The organism is Rhizobium sp. BK196, from assembly GCF_014193255.1.
Lineage (GTDB): Bacteria > Pseudomonadota > Alphaproteobacteria > Rhizobiales > Rhizobiaceae > Rhizobium.
This window is the reverse complement of sequence record NZ_JACHZB010000011.1, coordinates 234,193-251,619: the sequence shown is the minus strand read 5'-3', so window position 1 is coordinate 251,619 and position 17,427 is coordinate 234,193. Positions and strand designations below refer to the sequence as shown.

The window sequence follows — 17,427 nt, the reverse complement described above, 5'->3', positions numbered from 1 at the left end:
GTCTCTTTCCACGGCATCAACACCTCCCGCCAAAAAGCGAAAAGTGTTACCCATGTCTCCGGTACGAAACGTCACCTATCTCTCGGGTCGGGCACGATTGTCCAACCGATACGCGAAACACGCAGCAAGCTGCGCATCGCATCTCTTTTTATTTCCGCGGATCGAGCAGGCCGCGCAGGCCGTCGCAGAAAATGTGAAGCCGAGCATGCTGACCATGATCGCGAGCCGCGGGAAGAGCGACATGTAGATAGTGAGGCCGAGATAATTGCGGCCATCGCTCCTCATTGCGCTCCATTGAGCGAAACCCACAACATGACCGTCAGCGAGGAAGCGAGACCGAAAACGGCGGAAACAGCGTTCCGGAGACCGATTCTTGAAGTCGGCCTCCGGTCAGCTTTGATCAATTTTTCAATTTATTTCAGTTGATTGGTTCATTTTGTGAACTTATTATCGGGTAGAACAGCACATCGGCAGATCAGGAACTTTGCATGTTCAATTCGTCGCAGCGCGAACTCCTGCGGGTCATAAGCGAGTCTGGCCCCTTAAGTCGGACCGATCTTGCTGCCGCGATCGGGCTCAGCAAAGCGGCGATGAGTGGCATTGCCCGCGAGCTGATCGATCGCGGCGTGCTGCACGAGACGGAGACCGTCTACGGCCAGGGTCGGCCCTCCGTGCTGCTCGACCTGAAGCCGGAATGCGCCTTCTTCATAGGTATCTCGCTTCTGGAAGATCCGGCACCGATGATCCTCAGCGATCTGAACGGCAATATCATCGCCCGTCAGCAACTGCCCTATTCCAGGGATCCCAAGGTCATTGCCAATGCCATTGCTTATGGCCTGCCGGAAATCCTGAAGGGCCATCCGCAGGCGAGCTCGAAGCTTGCCGGCATCGGCGTGGCATTGTCCGGCTTCGTCGATGAAAAACAGGCGACCTGCGTGCAGTCCACTCTGCTTGGCTGGCAGGATGTGCCGCTCGCCGAACTTATCCGTCAGGCAAGCGGCGTCGATACCTTCATCGAAAACGACGCCAAGGCCGTCGCCGTCAGCGAGAAGCTGTTCGGCATAGCCCGCGACACGCCCAATTTCTCGGTCGTTTCGTTGGGAGACGGTATCGGCTGCGCCCATGTCATCGACGGCAGGCTCTATCGCGGCAATCATGGCGGTGCGGGTGAAATCGCCCACGCGACGATTGAGCCGGGTGGCGCACCCTGCCGCTGCGGCAAGCGCGGCTGCCTGGATACCATCGCCTCCATGAAGGCGATCAAGGAGATGGCGCGGGCCGCCGGCCTGAAATGCACCTCGCTGTCCGAGCTGGAAGAGGAAGCTTCGCTCGGCACGGCCGAGGCCGTCGCCATCATCCACAAGGCCGGCGCAGCCCTCGGTCTTGCGATCTCGCACCTGATCCAAATGAACGACCCCGGCATGATCCTTGTCATTCATGTCGAAGGTTCCTTCGAAGGCTTGTTCGGCACGGTCGTGCAACAGGCGGTCGAAGCCAATGTTCTTCCGCGTTATGCCGGCCAAACCCCGATTCGCACCCGCCGCGTCGATAGCGACGTCTGGGCGCGGGGCGCTGCCAGCATTGCCGCCCACAATTTTCTGATTGGTCCCAATATAAGCTGAGGTCTCCCATGCGCATCGCCGTCGGTGGCATTCACATCGAATGCAGCACGTACAATCCCATCCTGAACGAGGAGGCAGACTTCCGGGTAGTACGCGACGAGGAACTGATGGCAGCCCCCTATTTCGCCTTTCTGAAGGATTACGACGCCGAATTCCTGCCGACGATCCATGCCCGCGCCATTGCCGGCGGGCCGGTCGCGCGGCACACCTATGAGGCCTTCAAAGCCGAATTCCTGGAACGCCTGAAGCCATTGCTGCCGCTCGACGGCCTCTATCTCGCCATGCATGGCGCAATGTATGTCGAAGGCATGGAGGATGCGGAAGGCGACTGGATCGGTGCGGCCCGCGCGCTTGTCGGCGATCACTGCATGGTCTCGGCCAGTTATGACCTGCATGGCAACGTCACCCAGCGCATCATCGATGCGCTAGACATGTACTCCACCTATCGCACGGCGCCGCATATCGATGTCGAGGAGACCATGCGCCGCTCTGTCTCCATGCTGGTGAAAAGCCTGAAGACTGGCGTGAAGCCAATCCTGCTCTGGGCGCCGATCCCGGTCGTCCTGCCGGGCGAACGTACCAGCACCGTCGATGAACCGGCAAAGAGCCTTTACGCCGAACTGCCCGGCATCGATGCGCTAGACGGCGTCTGGGATGCTTCGCTGATGGTCGGCTACGTCTGGGCTGACGAACCTCGCGCCACCGCTGCAGCCATCATGACCGGTACCGACCGCACCGTACTGGAGCGTGAGGCAAAGCGTCTGGCGAAGGCCTATTGGGACGTGCGCGAGGAATTCGTCTTCGGCTGCGAGACCGGCTCGATCGAGGAATGCGTCGCCAAGGCGATCGCCAGCTCCACCGGCCCCGTCGTACTCGCCGAATCCGGCGACAATCCGACTGGCGGCGGCGTGGGCGATCGTGCCGACATATTGGCCGAACTGATTGCAAAAGGCGCCACCGGCGTCGTCTTCGCCGGCATCGCCGATAAGGCGGCCACCCAGACCTGCTATGCTGCGGGCGTCGGTGCCACTCTGGAGCTGACGGTCGGCGCCTCGCTCGATACCAAGGGCAGCAAGCCGGTGACGGGACGCTTCCTGGTGAAATTCCTGCACGAAACCGCTGACGCGATCGATCGCCAGGCCGTCGTTTCCATCGGCGGCATCGATCTGGTGCTGTCCGCCAAACGCCGCCCCTATCACAACATCGTCGATTTTACCCGCATCGGTCTTGATCCTCGCACAGCAAAGATCGTCGTCGTCAAGTCGGGTTATCTCTCGCCGGAACTGGCACCGATCGCCAATCCGAACCTCATGGCGCTCTCGACCGGTGTCGTCGACCAGTTCGTCGAGCGCCTGCCGCGCCTGCGCAAAGAGCACCCGACCTATCCTTTCGACAAGGATTTCAGCTTCCAGCCGCAGGCTTTCCTTTCTGCGCGCTCCGCGAACCGCTGAGGCTTGAGAGGCGAACCAATTGATTTTTGGTACCGCGCGCCTGCCTGGCGTGCGGTTCGCATTGAAACGTGCGCCTGTCTCTGGATCTGCCGCAAATCCAAGCCATTCGACCAATAAATATGCAGGTATCTATATGCACAAAAAAGCGCTTGACGATCGACAGGATTTGGTTTGCATTGAACCAATATTAAATTGGTTCAGCCGATCATGGACGAAACGCAAGGTAATTCGAACTACGCGCTGGAGAAGCTGAGGACTCTCCTGCAGTCGGATAGTCTCGATGCCGATGGCAAGCTGCCAACCGAACGTACGCTCTCCGAAATCCTCGGCGTCAGTCGCCGCTCCATCCGCCGCGCGCTGGAAGTGCTGGAAGCCGAAGGCCGCATCTGGCGCCGGCAAGGTTCCGGCACCTTTGCCGGTAAGAGGCCGGACGGTTGGAGCAACCATGTCAATTCCATCGTCGCCGATACCGATCTCATGGAAATCATGGAAGTGCGCCTGCGCGTCGAACCGCAGCTTGCCCAGCTTGCGGCCATGCGCGCCAAGGCCGCCGATGTCGATCGCATGTATGATCTGGTGAAGAAGATCTACGAAAGCACCGATGCCGACGGCCGCGAACTCTGGGATGGGGCGCTGCATCGCCAGATCGCCCAATGCGCCGGCAACTCATTCTTCCTCACGATCTTCGACGTCATCAACCGCGTGCGCCAGGACGAAGCCTGGCAGACCATCCGCGAGCGCGCCCGCAGCGTCAGCCGCACGCGCGAAGTCACCCATGGCCAGCACACAGCCATCGTCGATGCTATCGCCGCCCGCGATCCGGGAAAGGCCGGCGAAGCCATGCGCCAGCACCTGCTGACGCTGCAGGAAAGCCTCATCCGCATTACCTCTCTCGACCACAGCGAAACGCAGGCCGAGAAGGAGCCCACCTGAGCGAGGAAAAAGCACGGCGGAGATAACCGCCGGCTCGGCACGACGAATGTGAAACAAAAACATAACAGAGGAGAATGAAATGAAGCCCGCCAGATTGCTGACATCAGCCGCAGCGGCAGCGCTCTTTGCGCTTCCCGCTTTCGCGGTCGAACTGAAGATCGGCCTGCAGGATGATGCCGACGTGCTCGATCCCGCGCAGTCGCGCACCTTCGTCGGCCGTATCGTCTATACTGCGATGTGTGACAAGCTCGTCGACGTCTCGCCCGACCTGAAAATCGTGCCGCAGCTTGCGACCGAGTGGAGCTGGTCGGCCGACGGCAAGGCGCTCACCATGAAGCTTCGCCGAGGTGTGAAGTTCCAGGACGAAACGCCCTTCAACGCAGAAGCCGTCGTCGCCACGATTGAGCGTAACATGACCCTCCCGGAATCGCGTCGCAAGAGCGAGCTGAGTTCCGTCCAGAAGGTCGAGGCATCAGGCGAATACGAAGTCAAGTTCACGCTGAAGAGCCCCGACGTCACCCTGCTTGCCCAGCTTTCCGACCGCGCCGGCATGATCGTCTCGCCGAAGGCTGCGACGGAACTCGGCGCGAAGTTCGGCGACCATCCGGTCTGCGCCGGCCCCTTCAAATTCGTCGAGCGCGTCCAGCAGGACCGTATCGTGCTCGAAAAATTCCAGGACTACTGGAACAAGGATAACGTCTTCATCGACAAGATCACCTACCTGCCGATCCCGGATTCGACCGTACGCCTGGCCAATCTGCGCTCCGGCGATCTCGACATGATCGAACGCCTGGCCGCAACCGACGCCGAGACGGTCAAGAGCGATCCGAACCTCGTCTACAAGGATGTCGTCAACACCGGCTGGCTCGGCATCTATGCCAATGTCGGCAACGGCGCGCGCGCGGACAATCCGATCGGCAAGGACAAGCGCCTGCGCCAGGCCTTCTCGCTAGCAATCGACCGCGATGCCGCCATGCAGATCGTCTTCGAAGGCACCGGCGTTGCCGGCAACCAGCCTTTCCCACCGAACAGCCCGTGGTTCGACAAGGATGTTCCGGTTCCGGCCCGCGACGTCGAAAAGGCCAAGGCTCTCGTCAAGGCGGCAGGCTTCGACCGCATTCCGGTTGAAATGCAGGTTTCCAACAGCCCCGTGGTCATGCAGATGATGCAGATCGTCCAGTCCATGGTCGCCGAAGCCGGCTTCGACCTGACCCTGAAGACAACGGAATTTGCGACCCTGCTCAATGAGCAGACCGCCGGCAATTACCAGCTCAGCCGCTCCGACTGGTCCGGCCGCGTCGATCCCGACGGCAATATCCAGCAATTCGTCACCTGTGGCGCCGGCCTGAACGACAGCAAATATTGCAATGCCGATGTCGACAAACTGCTGAACGAGGCTCGCCAGTCCCCTGACGATTCCGTGCGCAAGCAGAAATACGATGCCGCAACTGCGATCCTCAATGACGACTTGCCGATCATCTTCCTTGGCCACCAGTCCTGGATCTGGGCGCTGCACAAGAACATCACCGGCTTCGTCGCTTCGCCCGACGGCATGATCCGCCTCGTCGGCGTGAAGAAGGAAGGCTGATAGCCGCACGCTTCAGGAACGCGGCGACCCTCGTCGCGTTCCGCTGATTGTATCGGAGCGCCCATGTACAGGTTTATCGCCAAGCGGCTGCTGGTCGCCATTCCAACTCTGCTGATCATTTCGGTCTTCGTCTTCTCGCTGCAGAAACTTCTGCCGGGTGATCCGGTTCTGGCCATGGCCGGCGAAGAGCGCGATCCGCAGGTGCTGGAATTCCTGCGGGAAAAATATCACCTCAACGATCCCGTTCTTTACCAGTATTTCTACTGGCTGGGCTCCGCCCTGAAGGGCGATCTCGGAATTTCATTGCGCACAAACCAGCCGGTTCTCGAGCTCGTTGCAGAAAAACTGCCGGTCACCATCCAGCTTGCGATCATGTCGATGATCTTCGCCTTCGTGATCGGCGTGCCGATGGGCATCCTGGCCGCCGTCAAGAAGAACACCATCATCGATTATTTCGCCAACATCATCGCTCTGTCGGGCCTGTCGATCCCGAACTTTTGGCTCGGCATCATGCTGATCCTGCTGATTTCGGTGAACCTCGGCTGGCTTCCGGCTTCGGGCTATGAGCCTTTCTTCTCCAATCCGCTACGCTCGATCCAGACCATGCTGATGCCCTCCTTCGTGCTCGGCAACGCGCTCGCCGCCACGCTGATGCGCCACACCCGTTCGGCCATGCTGAGCGTCTTGAGCGCCGACTACATTCGTACCGCCCGCGCCAAGGGGCTTCCGGAAAGCTCGGTGGTGCTGGAACACAGCTTCCGCAACGCGGTCCTGCCGATCGTCACACTGACCGCTCTGCTTTTTGGCGAACTTCTCGCTGGCGCGGTTCTCACGGAGCAGATTTTCACCATTCCAGGCTTCGGAAAACTCATCGTCGATGCCGTTTTCAACCGCGATTATGCTGTCGTCCAGGGCGTCGTCATCTGCACGGCGATCGGCTTTATCCTGATGAATCTCGTGGCCGATGTGCTCTATGTCCTTCTCAATCCGCGCATGAGAGCGTCGCTATGACCGCAATCGATCAAGTCGCAACCGCGCCCGTCACGTCCATCGAGCAGCGTTCGCCGAGCCGCGCCTGGCGCAAGCTCAAAGCCAACAAGGGGGCGCTCGTCGGCCTCGCCATCATCGCCTTCTTCGCAATCCTCGCCATCATCGCGCCGCTCCTGCCGCTTCCCGACCCGAACTCCACAAGCTGGTCGACGATCCGCAAGGCCCCGTCAGCCGCCCACTGGCTCGGCACCGACGATATCGGTCGCGACATCCTCTCCCGAATGATCTGGGGCGCGCAGGCCTCGTTGATGGCCGGCGTCTTTTCCGTAGCGATCGCCGTTCTCATCGGCGTACCCTTCGGCCTAATCTCAGGCTATTTCGGCGGCTGGATCGACATGATCATCTCTCGCATCACCGAAGCCTTTCTAGCAATGCCCTTCCTCATCACCGCGATCGCGCTCGCCGCCTTCCTCGGCCCAAGCTTGAGCAATGCGATGATCGCGATCGGCCTTTCGGCCATGCCTATTTTCGTGCGGCTGACACGCGGCCAGGTGTTGGCAGTGAAGACCGAAGAATATATCGAAGGCGCGCGCTCCATAGGGCTGCGTCACTTCAGCATCATCACCCGCTACATCCTGCCAAATGTTTTCGCGCCGATCCTCGTACAGGCGACGCTGACGATCGCGACTGCCATCATCGCCGAAGCCAGTCTCTCCTTCCTCGGCCTCGGCCAGCAGCCACCGGCACCAAGCTGGGGCTCGATGCTAAACGTTGCCAAGAATTTCCTCAGCCAGGCACCGTGGATGGCGATGTGGCCCGGCATTGCCATCTTCCTCGTCGTTATCGGTTTCAACCTCTTGGGCGACGGCCTGCGCGATGCGCTCGATCCGCGCGAAGCATGACCTCTCGAAAGGACATATGAAATGACCGCATTCACGACCCGCCCCGAAATTCTGGGCACATTCGGCGTCGTCACCTCAACCCACTGGATTGCTTCGGCCGTCGGCATGAGCATCCTGGAAAAGAGCGGCAATGCCTTCGATGCGGCGGTTGCGACCGGCTTCACCCTACAGATTCTCGAGCCGCACCTCGTTGGCCCCGGCGGCGACATGCCGGCGATCATCTATTCCAAGAAAAAGGACAAGGTCGAGGTCATCTGTGCCCAGGGCCCTGCGCCGGCAGGCGCCACTATCGAGCACTATACGTCCGAAGGTATGAAGCTGATCCCCGGCGACGGCCTGCTGGCAACCGTCATTCCCGGCTCCTTCGACGGCTGGATGCTGATGCTGCGCGACTATGGCAGGCTGAGCGTGCGCGACGTGCTGGAGCCGGCGATCTACTACGCCGAAAACGGCCATCCGCTGCTGCCACGTGTCTCCGCGACCATCAAAGGTCTTGCCGAATTCTTTGAAAAGGAATGGCCGACTTCCTACGAGACCTGGGTGCCTGGCGGCTCGGTCCCCGAACCGCACTCCAGCTTCAAGAACCCGGTTCTCGCGGAAACCTGGAAACGCATCATTTCAGAAGCGGAAGCAAAGCAGGGCCGCGAGGCGCAGATCGAAGCTGCCCGAGACGCCTTCTATCGCGGCTTCGTCGCCGAGAAGATCGCAAGTTATTTAAAGATCGCCGAAGTAATGGATGCAAGCGGCAGCCGCCACAAGGCAGTGTTGACGGCGGATGACATGGCAAACTGGTCGGCAACGATCGAAGAGCCGCAGACTTACGACTATCATGGCTGGACCGTCGCCAAGATCGGCCCGTGGGGTCAGGGTCCGGTCTTCCTGCAGACCCTCTCGATACTTAAGGATATGGACATCGCCTCGATGGCGCCTGATGGCGCCGATTTCGTCCATACCGTGGCCGAAGCCATGAAGCTCGCCTTCGCAGATCGCGAGGTCTACTACGGCGACCCAGACTTCGCTGACGTGCCGCTTGATCACCTGCTCTCCGACGCCTACGCCGCCGCCCGCCGAAAACTGATTACCAGCGAAACCTCCTTCGACCTGCGTCCTGGCAAGCTGCCCGGCTTCGAGCGGCAATATGACGCAACAATGGAGATGCTCGGCGCCGATTCCAAGACCGGCGCCGTCTACGAGCCGACCATGGCGCACCTGACGGAAAAGCGCGGCGACACCGTCCATATCGACGTTATCGACCGCGAAGGCAACATGGTCTCGGTCACCCCCTCGGGCGGTTGGCTGCAATCCTCGCCGACCATTCCAGGCCTCGGCTTCTGCCTGAATTCGCGCGCCCAGATGTTCTGGCTGAAGCCCGGACTGCCGACATCGCTCGCTCCCGGCAAGCGCCCGCGCACGACACTGACACCTTCGCTCGCCCTTTATGAAGGCCGCCCGACGCTCGCCTTCGGCACGCCCGGCGGCGACCAGCAGGAACAGTGGCAGCTCTCCTTCTTCCTACGCTATGTGCACCACAAGATGAACCTGCAGGCGGCAATCGACCAGCCCCTCTTCCACACCTCGCATTTCCCCGGCTCCTTCTATCCGCGCACACGTGAACCGGGCGGTCTGATGGTGGAAGGCAATTTCAGCGCTGCCGTACTCGACAGTCTGCGTGCCCGCGGCCACAAGCTCACCGTCGCCGAGCCCTGGACCATCGGCCGCCTGACGGCAGCCCGCCGCGATGCCGACGGGCTGTTGCGTGCCGCCGCCACACCGCGCCTCATGCAGGCCTATGCGGTCGGGAGGTAGGTATGACCTGGTCCATCGTCGCCCGCGATCCCAGCACAGGTTATCTCGGCATTGCCGTCGCCACCCGCTTCTTTGCGGTTGGCGGCCTGGTGCCGCACATTCGCGGTGGTATCGGCGCCGTCGCCACCCAGGCCTTCGTCAGCCCGCTCTACGGCACCGACGGGCTTGCGCTGCTTGCCGAGGGCAAGGCGCCGGATGAGATCATCGCCGAACTGACCGCCCGAGACGCTGGCCGCGATCAGCGCCAGCTTCACCTGATCGATGCCCAAGGCCGCAACGCCGCCTTCACGGGCGCAAAATGCATCGACTGGGCCGGTCATCTGATTGATGACAATGTTTCCGTCGCTGGCAATATGCTGGCAGGTCCTCAAGTCGTCGCCGAGACGCTTGCCACCTACAAGCAGGCAATGGACAAGCCTTTCATCGAGCGCCTGCTCGAAGCCATGCAGGCCGGCGAGGATGCCGGCGGCGACAAGCGTGGCAAACAGTCTGCCGCCCTCCTCGTCCATCGTGATCAGGATTATCCCTGGCTCAGCATCAGGGCGGACGATCATCCTGACCCGCTCGCGGAATTGCGCCGACTCTATGCGGTAGCGCAAGAACGCTACATGCACGTCGCCGAAACGATGGCGACGAAGGCCAATCCCAATGGAATGATCGACAGGCGCGAGATCGATGAAAGGATCGCGGCGCTCGAAGCCGCGCGCATTGCTGAAGGACGGCCGTCCGCTTCACTTGCCATGCCTTTGAAGACCTGAAATCCCAGCGCTCTGACACAAAAAGAATAAGGGAACGATATGAGTGATCAACCTGCAACATCCGTCTCTCCGGTTCTTTCCGTCCGGAACTTGACAACCTCCTTTCTCGCCGACGGCGAGTGGAGATCCGTCGTCCGCAATGTCTCCTTCGATGTCATGCCGGGGGAAACAGTCGCCATCGTCGGCGAGAGCGGGTCCGGCAAGAGCGTCACCTCGCTTTCCATCATGCGCCTGCTCACCAGGGGCTCAAGCCGCGTCGAAGGCCGCATCAGGCTCAATGGGCGCGATATTCTTTCCCTCTCCGACAAGGAGATGCGTTCCGTGCGCGGCAAGGATGCCGCCATGATCTTTCAGGAACCGATGACCAGCCTGAACCCGATCTTCACCATTGGCCGGCAGATTTCCGAAGCGCTGACGTGCCATGGCGACATCAGCAAGGCCGACGCGAGAGCCGAAACGATCCGCCTCCTGGAAAAGGTGCGCATTCCCAATGCCGCATCCCGCTTCGATGAATATCCGCACCAGTTTTCCGGCGGCATGCGCCAGCGTGTCATGATTGCCATGGCACTTGCATCGAGGCCGAAGCTATTGATCGCCGACGAACCGACCACCGCACTCGACGTCACCATCCAGGGCCAGATCCTCGATCTCATCAAGGTGCTGCAGGAAGAGGAAGGCATGTCCGTTCTCTTCATCACCCATGACATGGGCGTCGTCGCCGAGATCGCTGACCGCACCATCGTCATGTATCGCGGCGAAGCGGTCGAAACGGGCACGACGGACGATATCTTCAATCGCGGCAAACATCCCTATACGCGCGCCCTGCTCTCTGCCGTGCCGCGGCTCGGCTCGATGGATGGTCGCAAATGGCCGCTGCGTTTCCCTGTCATCGACACGGCGACCGGCGAACGCCGCGAACCGGTGGAAGTGGCCGAAACCGTCGACCGCCGCAAAACGCCAATCCTTGAAGTGAAGAACCTCGTCACACGCTTCGATATTCGCGGCGGTCTCCTCGGCCGCAAGACTGGCGCCATTCATGCCGTCGAGGACGTTTCCTTCGAACTCTTCCAGGGCGAGACGCTGGCCCTCGTCGGCGAATCCGGCTGCGGCAAATCCACGACCGGACGCTCGATCACGCGCCTGGTGCAACCGAATGGAGGCTCTGTCAGCCTTGACGGCTATGACGTGCTGAACCTCGACCCGATCAGCCTGCGCCAGATGCGCCGCAGCATCCAGATGATCTTCCAGGACCCCTTCGCAAGCCTCAATCCGCGCATGACGATAGGGGCTGCCGTCGCCGAACCCATTGTCGAACACGGCCTCGGCACCCGCGCCCAGGCCCGCGACAAGGCCGCCGACCTGCTGGAACGCGTCGGCCTGAAGCCCGATATGATGAAGCGTTACCCACATGAATTTTCCGGCGGCCAGCGCCAGCGTATCTGCATCGCCCGCGCCCTTGCGCTCGATCCGAAGGTGATCGTCGCGGATGAAAGTGTGTCCGCCCTCGACGTTTCGATCAAGGCCCAGGTCTGCAATCTGCTGATGGACCTGCAGCAGAGCCTCAACCTTGCGTTCCTTTTCATCTCCCACGACATGGCCGTCGTCGAACGCGTCAGCCATCGCGTTGCGGTCATGTATCTCGGCGAGATCGTCGAAATCGGCCCACGTGAAGAGCTCTTCCGCAACCCGCAACACCCCTACACCAAGAAGCTGATGGCGGCTGTTCCGGTGCCCGATCCCGCCCGACGCGGCATCCGCCGCAACCTCGGCACCGACGAGCTGAAAAGCCCCGTCCGCCCCGCGGGTTACGTGCCTCCGAAGCGTCAGTTTCGTGAGGTCGTAGCAGGCCATATGGTGCGGATGGAGGAAGCCGCCTGAGTTAGTCGATCAGGCTCAACCGAAAGTTTACGCATGATAGATATTGCACGGGATGGACTGCCTCGCGGGAGTGCAGTTTAATCCCTTTTGCTGCATCGCTTATATCATTTATCCCAGATATTATTTCACGGGGAAATTATTAACGCCAATCGCCGACGTTTGTGTTCTCTTATCCTTGCGAATCAAAAAGGTTTGATTTGCGTGGGGCAGCCACCATGTTGAAGCATGGGGCGATAGAACAGTTGGGCAGGAGCACATGCTGCAACGGATTGAAGACATTGATGCCGCGCTAGTCGACAGGCTGCAGCATTCAGCGTTCAAATATTTCCTGAAATATTCCAATCCTGAAAACGGCCTCGTGCCGGATACGTCTATCCCTGGCGTACCGGCGAGCATCGCCGCAGTCGGCTTCGGGCTTTCCTCCTATCCTGTTGGCGTCGAGCGCGGCTGGATAAGCCGCGCGGAAGCTGCCGAGCGCGTTTTCAACACGCTGCACTTTTTTGCCAACGCCAAGCAGGGTACGGAACGCCACGCGACTGGCCATCGCGGCTTCTTCTACCACTTTCTGCACGTGGATACGGGCAACCGCGCCTGGAACAGCGAGCTTTCGACCATCGATACCGCTCTGCTCGTCGCCGGCATCCTGACCGCCGCGCAATATTTCGACGGCGAGGATGAAACCGAAACCGAGATCCGTGCGCTCGCAAAATTCATCTACGAGCGCGTCGACTGGCGCTGGGCGCTGAACAAGGGCGATTGTATCTCGATGGGCTGGAAGCCGTCTTCGGGTTTCCTGCGCTGGCGCTACCATGGCTTCGATGAAGCGATTATCCTTTACACGCTGGCGCTGGCGTCACCGACCTACCCGATCCCGCAATCGAGCTACGACGCCTTCACGGCAAGCTATTCGTGGATGATCTTCAACGAGCAGCCCTATCTCTATGCCGGCCCGCTCTTCATCCATCTCTTCTCCCATGCCTGGATCGATTTCCGCGGCATCCAGGACAAGCCGATGCTTGAGCGGAACTGGGATTATTTCCGTAACACGCAGGTCGTCATCAATGTCCAGCGCGATTATGCGGAACGCAATCCCGGCCAGTTCGTCGGCTATAGCAAGGATATCTGGGGCTTCACCGCCTGCGATGGCCCCCCGCCGACGCGGCGCATGCGCGGTGGCCGCAATCCGAAAGTACTGGGTTATGCCGCCCGCGGTGCTCCGCTTGGTCCCGATGATGGCACGATCGCGCCCTGGGCAGCGCTCGGCTGCCTGCCTTACGACCGACAGGCTGCCCTGGATGGCACCAAGGCGCTGTTGACGACCTATCCGAACCTGCTCCTGGAAGGCGGCTTCCCCGGCGGCTTCAACCCGACAGTCCAGACCAAGCGGCCGGAAGGCTGGGTCGATGACCGAACCGTGGCCATAGATCAGGGCCTCCTCGTCATGACGGTCGAGAACGACCGCTCAGACTTCATCTGGAAGCTGATGCGCAAGAATCCGGTCATCCGCCTCGGCCTCGAGCGCGCTGGCTTTACCGGTGGCTGGCTGGCAGGCGAAGAGCCGCAAGAGCTGGTTCTGAAGGCGGGTTAAGCAATTCCAGCAAAAGTGTGCAGCGGTTTTGCGTCCGGAATTGCGCTAAAATAAAAAGAAGGAGCATTTTCGCGTTTCGGAGAAAACGGAAATGCTCTGAACTTACCGCACAAAGACGTGCGCCTTGCCGGCGATATCGAGGCGAACGAGATCGCCTCGCGTCGGCAATGCCACGCTTGATGTCTTGATCAGGATCGGCGGCAGGGCGACAGCCGCAAGCGACACCGCCACCGTGCAGGTTGCGCCACCGAATTCCACATCCACGACGCGCCCGCCGTACTTCGCGTTGGCCTCGTCGACGACGACACGGATCTGCTCCGGCCGCAACATGATTTCCGCTTTGCCCTGATGCGCCCCCTCAACCGGCACACTGCCAAGCGCGCAATCGGCAAAGCCGTTCTTGATGATAGCGGGCAGCATCACCGCATCGCCAAGGAAAAGCGCCGTCTCGCGATCCCGCGGTTTGAGATAAAGCGTCTGCGGCGTGCCGGCCTGCACCAACCGCCCTTCACGCAAGACCGCAACCTGATCGGCAAAGGACAGCGCCTCTCCCTGATCGTGTGTCACGAGAACGGCGGTGATGCCAGCCGTTTGCAGAACGCGGGCAACAGCCTTGCGCATGTTTTCCCGAAGGCCTGTATCCAGCGCAGAAAAGGGTTCATCAAGCAGCATGAGGCGCGGACGGCGACCGAGCGCGCGGGCAAGCGCCACACGCTGCTGCTGGCCGCCCGAAAGCTGGTGCGGGCGGCGATCCAGCATACTGTTTTCCAGCTCCACCATTTCCAGAAGGTCGCGAATACGCTTTTCGCGATCCGGCGCCCCGCGCTCGAAACCGAAACCGATATTCTCGGCTACGCTCAGATGCGGAAAGAGCGCACCATCCTGCGAGACGATGCCAATGCCGCGCTTGTGGGCGGGAACACAGGCCGGCCCGTCAGCGAGCACCTCACCATCGAGCATCACCCGCCCGACATCAGGCTGTTCGAAGCCGGCGATGATGCGCAGCAGCGTCGTCTTGCCGGAACCGGAGGGACCGACGACCGCCGTGCGGCTGCCTGCCTGCACTTCGAGCGAGATATCCTTCAGGGCTTGAACCGGGCCGTAGCGCTTGCTGATAGTTTCGATCGTAAGCAGCGTCATTGGCCGGCAGTCCGTTTCGATTGGGTATAGAGCATGAGGGTAAGCGGCAGCGACAGCACGACCATCATGAAGGCATAGGGTGCTGCAGAGACATAATCGATCTCGCTAGTCATTGACCAGAATTTCGTGGCGAGTGTATCGACGCCATTCGGTGAGAGCATCAGCGTCGCCGTCAGTTCATTGGTGATGCCGAGCGCGGCGAGTGCCACGCTGGCTGCGGCCCCCGGCGCTGCGAGCCGCATGGTGATCTGGCGCACTGCCTGTCCCGGCGTCCGGCCAAGCCCCATTGCTGCGCGCTCCAGTTCGACAGGCGCCTGCGCGATGCTGGCGCGCAGCCCGACCATGGCGCGCGGCAGGAACAGCAGCACGTAGGCAACGAGCAGCGTTGCAAAGGTCTGGTAGAGCGGCAGAATAAGCCGGACAGTGATGGAAACCAGCGCGAGCGCCACGACGACGCCGGGCAGCGAACCGACATAATAGTGGCAGGCTTCGAGAATACGCTGGAGGCGGCCCGGCGCGCGCACCGAGAGCCAGGCCATGGGGGCGGCGGCGATTGTCGTCAGCACGCCGCCGGCAATGGCGAGAACGATCGTCTGCACAAAGGCGCTCACGACTTCGAGACGCCATATGCCGAGCCCACCGAGATAAAGCCAGCGACCGAGCGTAATCAGCGGCACGCCGAGCGTCAGCACTGCGAGAATGATCGGCAGTGCCAAGGCAGGTGCCACGAACCAGCCGAGCCGGCGGCGATCGGCAGGGCGCGCCGAACCGGAGCCGACGCGCGCATATCGCTCATTGCCGCGCAACAGGATCTCGAGCCCGAGCAGGAACAGGCAGCAGGCGACGAGCACGCCGCCGAGCATATTGGAAGCCGGGCTGTTATAGGAAGACTGGAACTGGTCGACGATCGCGGTCGCAAACGTGTCGAAGCGGATCATCACGAACAGACCGTATTCCGACATCAGGTGCAGCGCGATCAGCAGCGAGCCGCCGCAGATGGCAAGGCGCAGCTGCGGCAGGATCGTGCGGAAGAAGACGCGCCACGGATCAAGGCCAAGCGAGGCCGCAGCATCCTCGATTGCCGGGTCGAGCCGGCGAAGAGTGGCGGCAACCGGCAGGTAGAGGAAAGGGTAATAGGCCACCACCGAAACGAAAACGCCGCTCTGCAACCCGCGCATGCCTGGAAGCAGGCTCACCCAGGCATAGGAATGCACGAAGGCCGGCACGGCAAGCGGGGCAATAGCGAGCCACGCCCAGAGCCGTGCGAACGGAATATCCGTCCGCTCCGTCAGCCAGGCGAGTGTGACGGCAAGCGCGATAGACAACGGAATGGTGATCGATTCCAGGAGAACCGTATTGACGAGAAGCTCGCCGACACGCGGGCGGAAGACCAGCGTCTTCACCGTTTCCCAGCCGACATCATAGGTCACCCAGGCAATGAAGCCGAGCGGCATAAGGCTGAAGATCGCCACGATCGATGCGAGGAGAACGACGGAAGCGTGCGGCATGGGCCCGCGCGGCAAACTCATTCGCGCGGCCCCTGGCGTCACCGGCGCCTTATTGCCGGATGCAAGCAATCTATTGTCCTGCAGCAAGGCCGATGCCTTCACACGCTGAAAAAGGAAGGCAACCGCTTTTGAAGAGCGGTTGCCGGATTTCGTCTTGCCCTAAGGTTTTCTTGAGCCAAAAGCAATAGTTTTGGCCGGAAGAAGCCTGCGGCAGAAAGGTTAGATGAGGCCGGCGGCTGTCATCAACTCCACGACCTTCTTGCTGTCGAGGGTCGAGGCTTCGACCTTCGGCGCGTCAAGGTCAGCAAGCGGAGTGAGCTTGTCGTTGGAAGCGGCGTCCTTGCCGACGGCATATTCATAGGAATCGCCATCCTTGAGAACGGCCTGGCCGGCCTTGCTGGTCAGATACTTGATGAAAGCCTGAGCCTCCTTCATGTGCTGCGTGGACTTCAGGACACCGCCGCCGGAAACGCTGACGAAAGCGCCCGGATCCTGGTTCTTGAAATAGTGGAGGCCGACATTTTTGCTGTTTTCGCCGGTCTTGGCCTGATCGCCGAACCAATAATAGTGATAGATGATCGCGCCCTCGACTTCACCGGCGTTGACGGCCTTCATCGCAACGCTGTTGCCCTTGTAGGGAGTGGCGTTGTCCTTGAGGCCTTTTAGCCATGCCTTGGTGGCTTCTTCACCCTTCAGCTGCAGGAAGGCCGCGACGATTGCCTGGAAATCAGCACCGGCGGGTGCGGCACCCCAGCGGCCCTTCCAGGCCGGATCCTGAAGTTCGGCCATCGACTTCGGCAGCTTGTCTTCCGTCAGCTTCGTCTTGTCATAGACAAAAACGGTGCTGCGGGCGGCGATGCCGGTCCACATGCCGTCAGCCGGTCGATACTGCTCGGGAACCTGATCCAGCGTGTCCTTCTCGATCGGCGCAAACAGGCCGGCACCGTCGACCAGCGTCATCGCCGGCGAGTTTTCGGTGAGGAACACGTCGGCCGGCGATGCATCGCCTTCCTGGATGATCTGATTGGCGAACTGCATGTCGCTTCCCTGGCGCATGGTGACCTTGATGCCGGTCTCCTTGGTGAAGGCGTCGATCCATTCGCGGCCGAGGCTTTCGTGCTGGGCATTATAGACGACGATACCTTCGGACTCCTGCGCATTGGCACTGCCTGCGAGCGCAGGGGCGGCAAGAAGTGAAGCGGCAAGCGCGAACGCGCCGGACAAACGGTTAAAAGCAATTTTCATGATGGCCTCCGTGGCGAT

Annotated in this window: 14 protein-coding genes; 11 read left to right on the top strand and 3 right to left on the bottom strand. The window is 60.9% G+C overall.

Features of this window, described 5'->3' with window-relative positions:
• The 11 genes from FHT78_RS28290 to FHT78_RS28240 all read left to right on the top strand — a co-directional run.
• Positions 1–426: hypothetical protein (locus tag FHT78_RS28290; RefSeq protein WP_183749860.1), on the top strand; the 426-nt coding region annotated here is incomplete at its 5' end.
• A 62-nt stretch (positions 427–488) separates the two neighbouring features.
• A complete protein-coding gene (locus FHT78_RS28285; protein ID WP_183749859.1) occupies positions 489–1,622 on the top strand; it encodes an ROK family transcriptional regulator in 1,134 nt (377 codons plus the stop codon).
• Between the two features lie 8 nt (positions 1,623–1,630).
• Complete coding sequence (locus FHT78_RS28280; protein ID WP_183749858.1) at positions 1,631–3,073, top strand: M81 family metallopeptidase; 1,443 nt, start codon at positions 1,631–1,633, stop codon at positions 3,071–3,073.
• Positions 3,074–3,280: 207 nt separating this feature from the next.
• Positions 3,281–4,006 carry a FadR/GntR family transcriptional regulator gene (locus tag FHT78_RS28275; RefSeq protein WP_183749857.1) on the top strand — a complete coding sequence of 242 codons (726 nt, stop codon included), beginning with the start codon at positions 3,281–3,283 and terminating at the stop codon, positions 4,004–4,006.
• 79 nt (positions 4,007–4,085) lie between these two features.
• Complete coding sequence (locus tag FHT78_RS28270) at positions 4,086–5,594, top strand: ABC transporter substrate-binding protein (RefSeq protein ID WP_183749856.1); 1,509 nt, start codon at positions 4,086–4,088, stop codon at positions 5,592–5,594.
• A 63-nt stretch (positions 5,595–5,657) separates the two neighbouring features.
• Entirely contained in the window at positions 5,658–6,605 is a 948-nt protein-coding gene (locus FHT78_RS28265) for an ABC transporter permease (protein WP_183749855.1), read from the top strand.
• Positions 6,602–7,486 (top strand): ABC transporter permease, encoded by an 885-nt coding sequence (locus FHT78_RS28260; RefSeq protein WP_183749854.1) that lies wholly within the window; start codon positions 6,602–6,604, stop codon positions 7,484–7,486. The genes FHT78_RS28265 and FHT78_RS28260 overlap by 4 nt, the downstream gene beginning before the upstream one ends.
• Positions 7,487–7,507: 21 nt before the next feature.
• Positions 7,508–9,292, top strand: coding sequence for a gamma-glutamyltransferase family protein (locus FHT78_RS28255; protein ID WP_183749853.1), 1,785 nt, complete (start codon positions 7,508–7,510; stop codon positions 9,290–9,292).
• 2 nt (positions 9,293–9,294) lie between these two features.
• On the top strand, positions 9,295–10,050 hold the full coding sequence (locus FHT78_RS28250; protein ID WP_183749852.1) for a DUF1028 domain-containing protein: 756 nt from the start codon (positions 9,295–9,297) through the stop codon (positions 10,048–10,050).
• A 39-nt stretch (positions 10,051–10,089) separates the two neighbouring features.
• Positions 10,090–11,928 carry an ABC transporter ATP-binding protein gene (locus tag FHT78_RS28245; RefSeq protein ID WP_183749851.1) on the top strand — a complete coding sequence of 613 codons (1,839 nt, stop codon included), beginning with the start codon at positions 10,090–10,092 and terminating at the stop codon, positions 11,926–11,928.
• A gap of 256 nt (positions 11,929–12,184) precedes the next feature.
• Positions 12,185–13,516: a glucoamylase family protein gene (locus FHT78_RS28240; RefSeq protein WP_183749850.1), complete on the top strand. Its 1,332-nt coding sequence runs from the start codon at positions 12,185–12,187 to the stop codon at positions 13,514–13,516.
• 102 nt (positions 13,517–13,618) lie between these two features.
• Here the strand turns inward: FHT78_RS28240 and FHT78_RS28235 are convergent, their stop codons facing one another.
• The 3 genes from FHT78_RS28235 to FHT78_RS28225 all read right to left on the bottom strand — a co-directional run bounded on the left by FHT78_RS28235 (position 13,619) and on the right by FHT78_RS28225 (position 17,409).
• Positions 13,619–14,656 carry an ABC transporter ATP-binding protein gene (locus tag FHT78_RS28235; RefSeq protein ID WP_183749849.1) on the bottom strand — a complete coding sequence of 346 codons (1,038 nt, stop codon included), beginning with the start codon at positions 14,654–14,656 and terminating at the stop codon, positions 13,619–13,621.
• Complete coding sequence (locus FHT78_RS28230; RefSeq protein ID WP_210289958.1) at positions 14,653–16,233, bottom strand: iron ABC transporter permease; 1,581 nt, start codon at positions 16,231–16,233, stop codon at positions 14,653–14,655. The genes FHT78_RS28235 and FHT78_RS28230 overlap by 4 nt, the downstream gene beginning before the upstream one ends.
• A gap of 150 nt (positions 16,234–16,383) precedes the next feature.
• Positions 16,384–17,409: an iron ABC transporter substrate-binding protein gene (locus FHT78_RS28225; RefSeq protein WP_183749847.1), complete on the bottom strand. Its 1,026-nt coding sequence runs from the start codon at positions 17,407–17,409 to the stop codon at positions 16,384–16,386.
• Positions 17,410–17,427: the final 18 nt, after the last annotated feature.

Excerpts from the sequence above, each read along its gene's own strand:
- FHT78_RS28285 (WP_183749859.1), top strand. The coding sequence starts at position 489 with ATGTTCAATTCGTCGCAGCGCGAACTCCTGCGGGTCATAAGCGAGTCT.
- FHT78_RS28280 (WP_183749858.1), top strand. The coding sequence starts at position 1,631 with ATGCGCATCGCCGTCGGTGGCATTCACATCGAATGCAGCACGTACAAT.
- FHT78_RS28275 (WP_183749857.1), top strand. The coding sequence starts at position 3,281 with ATGGACGAAACGCAAGGTAATTCGAACTACGCGCTGGAGAAGCTGAGG.
- FHT78_RS28270 (WP_183749856.1), top strand. The coding sequence starts at position 4,086 with ATGAAGCCCGCCAGATTGCTGACATCAGCCGCAGCGGCAGCGCTCTTT.
- FHT78_RS28265 (WP_183749855.1), top strand. The coding sequence starts at position 5,658 with ATGTACAGGTTTATCGCCAAGCGGCTGCTGGTCGCCATTCCAACTCTG.
- FHT78_RS28260 (WP_183749854.1), top strand. The coding sequence starts at position 6,602 with ATGACCGCAATCGATCAAGTCGCAACCGCGCCCGTCACGTCCATCGAG.
- FHT78_RS28255 (WP_183749853.1), top strand. The coding sequence starts at position 7,508 with ATGACCGCATTCACGACCCGCCCCGAAATTCTGGGCACATTCGGCGTC.
- FHT78_RS28250 (WP_183749852.1), top strand. The coding sequence starts at position 9,295 with ATGACCTGGTCCATCGTCGCCCGCGATCCCAGCACAGGTTATCTCGGC.
- FHT78_RS28245 (WP_183749851.1), top strand. The coding sequence starts at position 10,090 with ATGAGTGATCAACCTGCAACATCCGTCTCTCCGGTTCTTTCCGTCCGG.
- FHT78_RS28240 (WP_183749850.1), top strand. The coding sequence starts at position 12,185 with ATGCTGCAACGGATTGAAGACATTGATGCCGCGCTAGTCGACAGGCTG.
- FHT78_RS28235 (WP_183749849.1), bottom strand. The coding sequence starts at position 14,656 with ATGACGCTGCTTACGATCGAAACTATCAGCAAGCGCTACGGCCCGGTT.
- FHT78_RS28225 (WP_183749847.1), bottom strand. The coding sequence starts at position 17,409 with ATGAAAATTGCTTTTAACCGTTTGTCCGGCGCGTTCGCGCTTGCCGCT.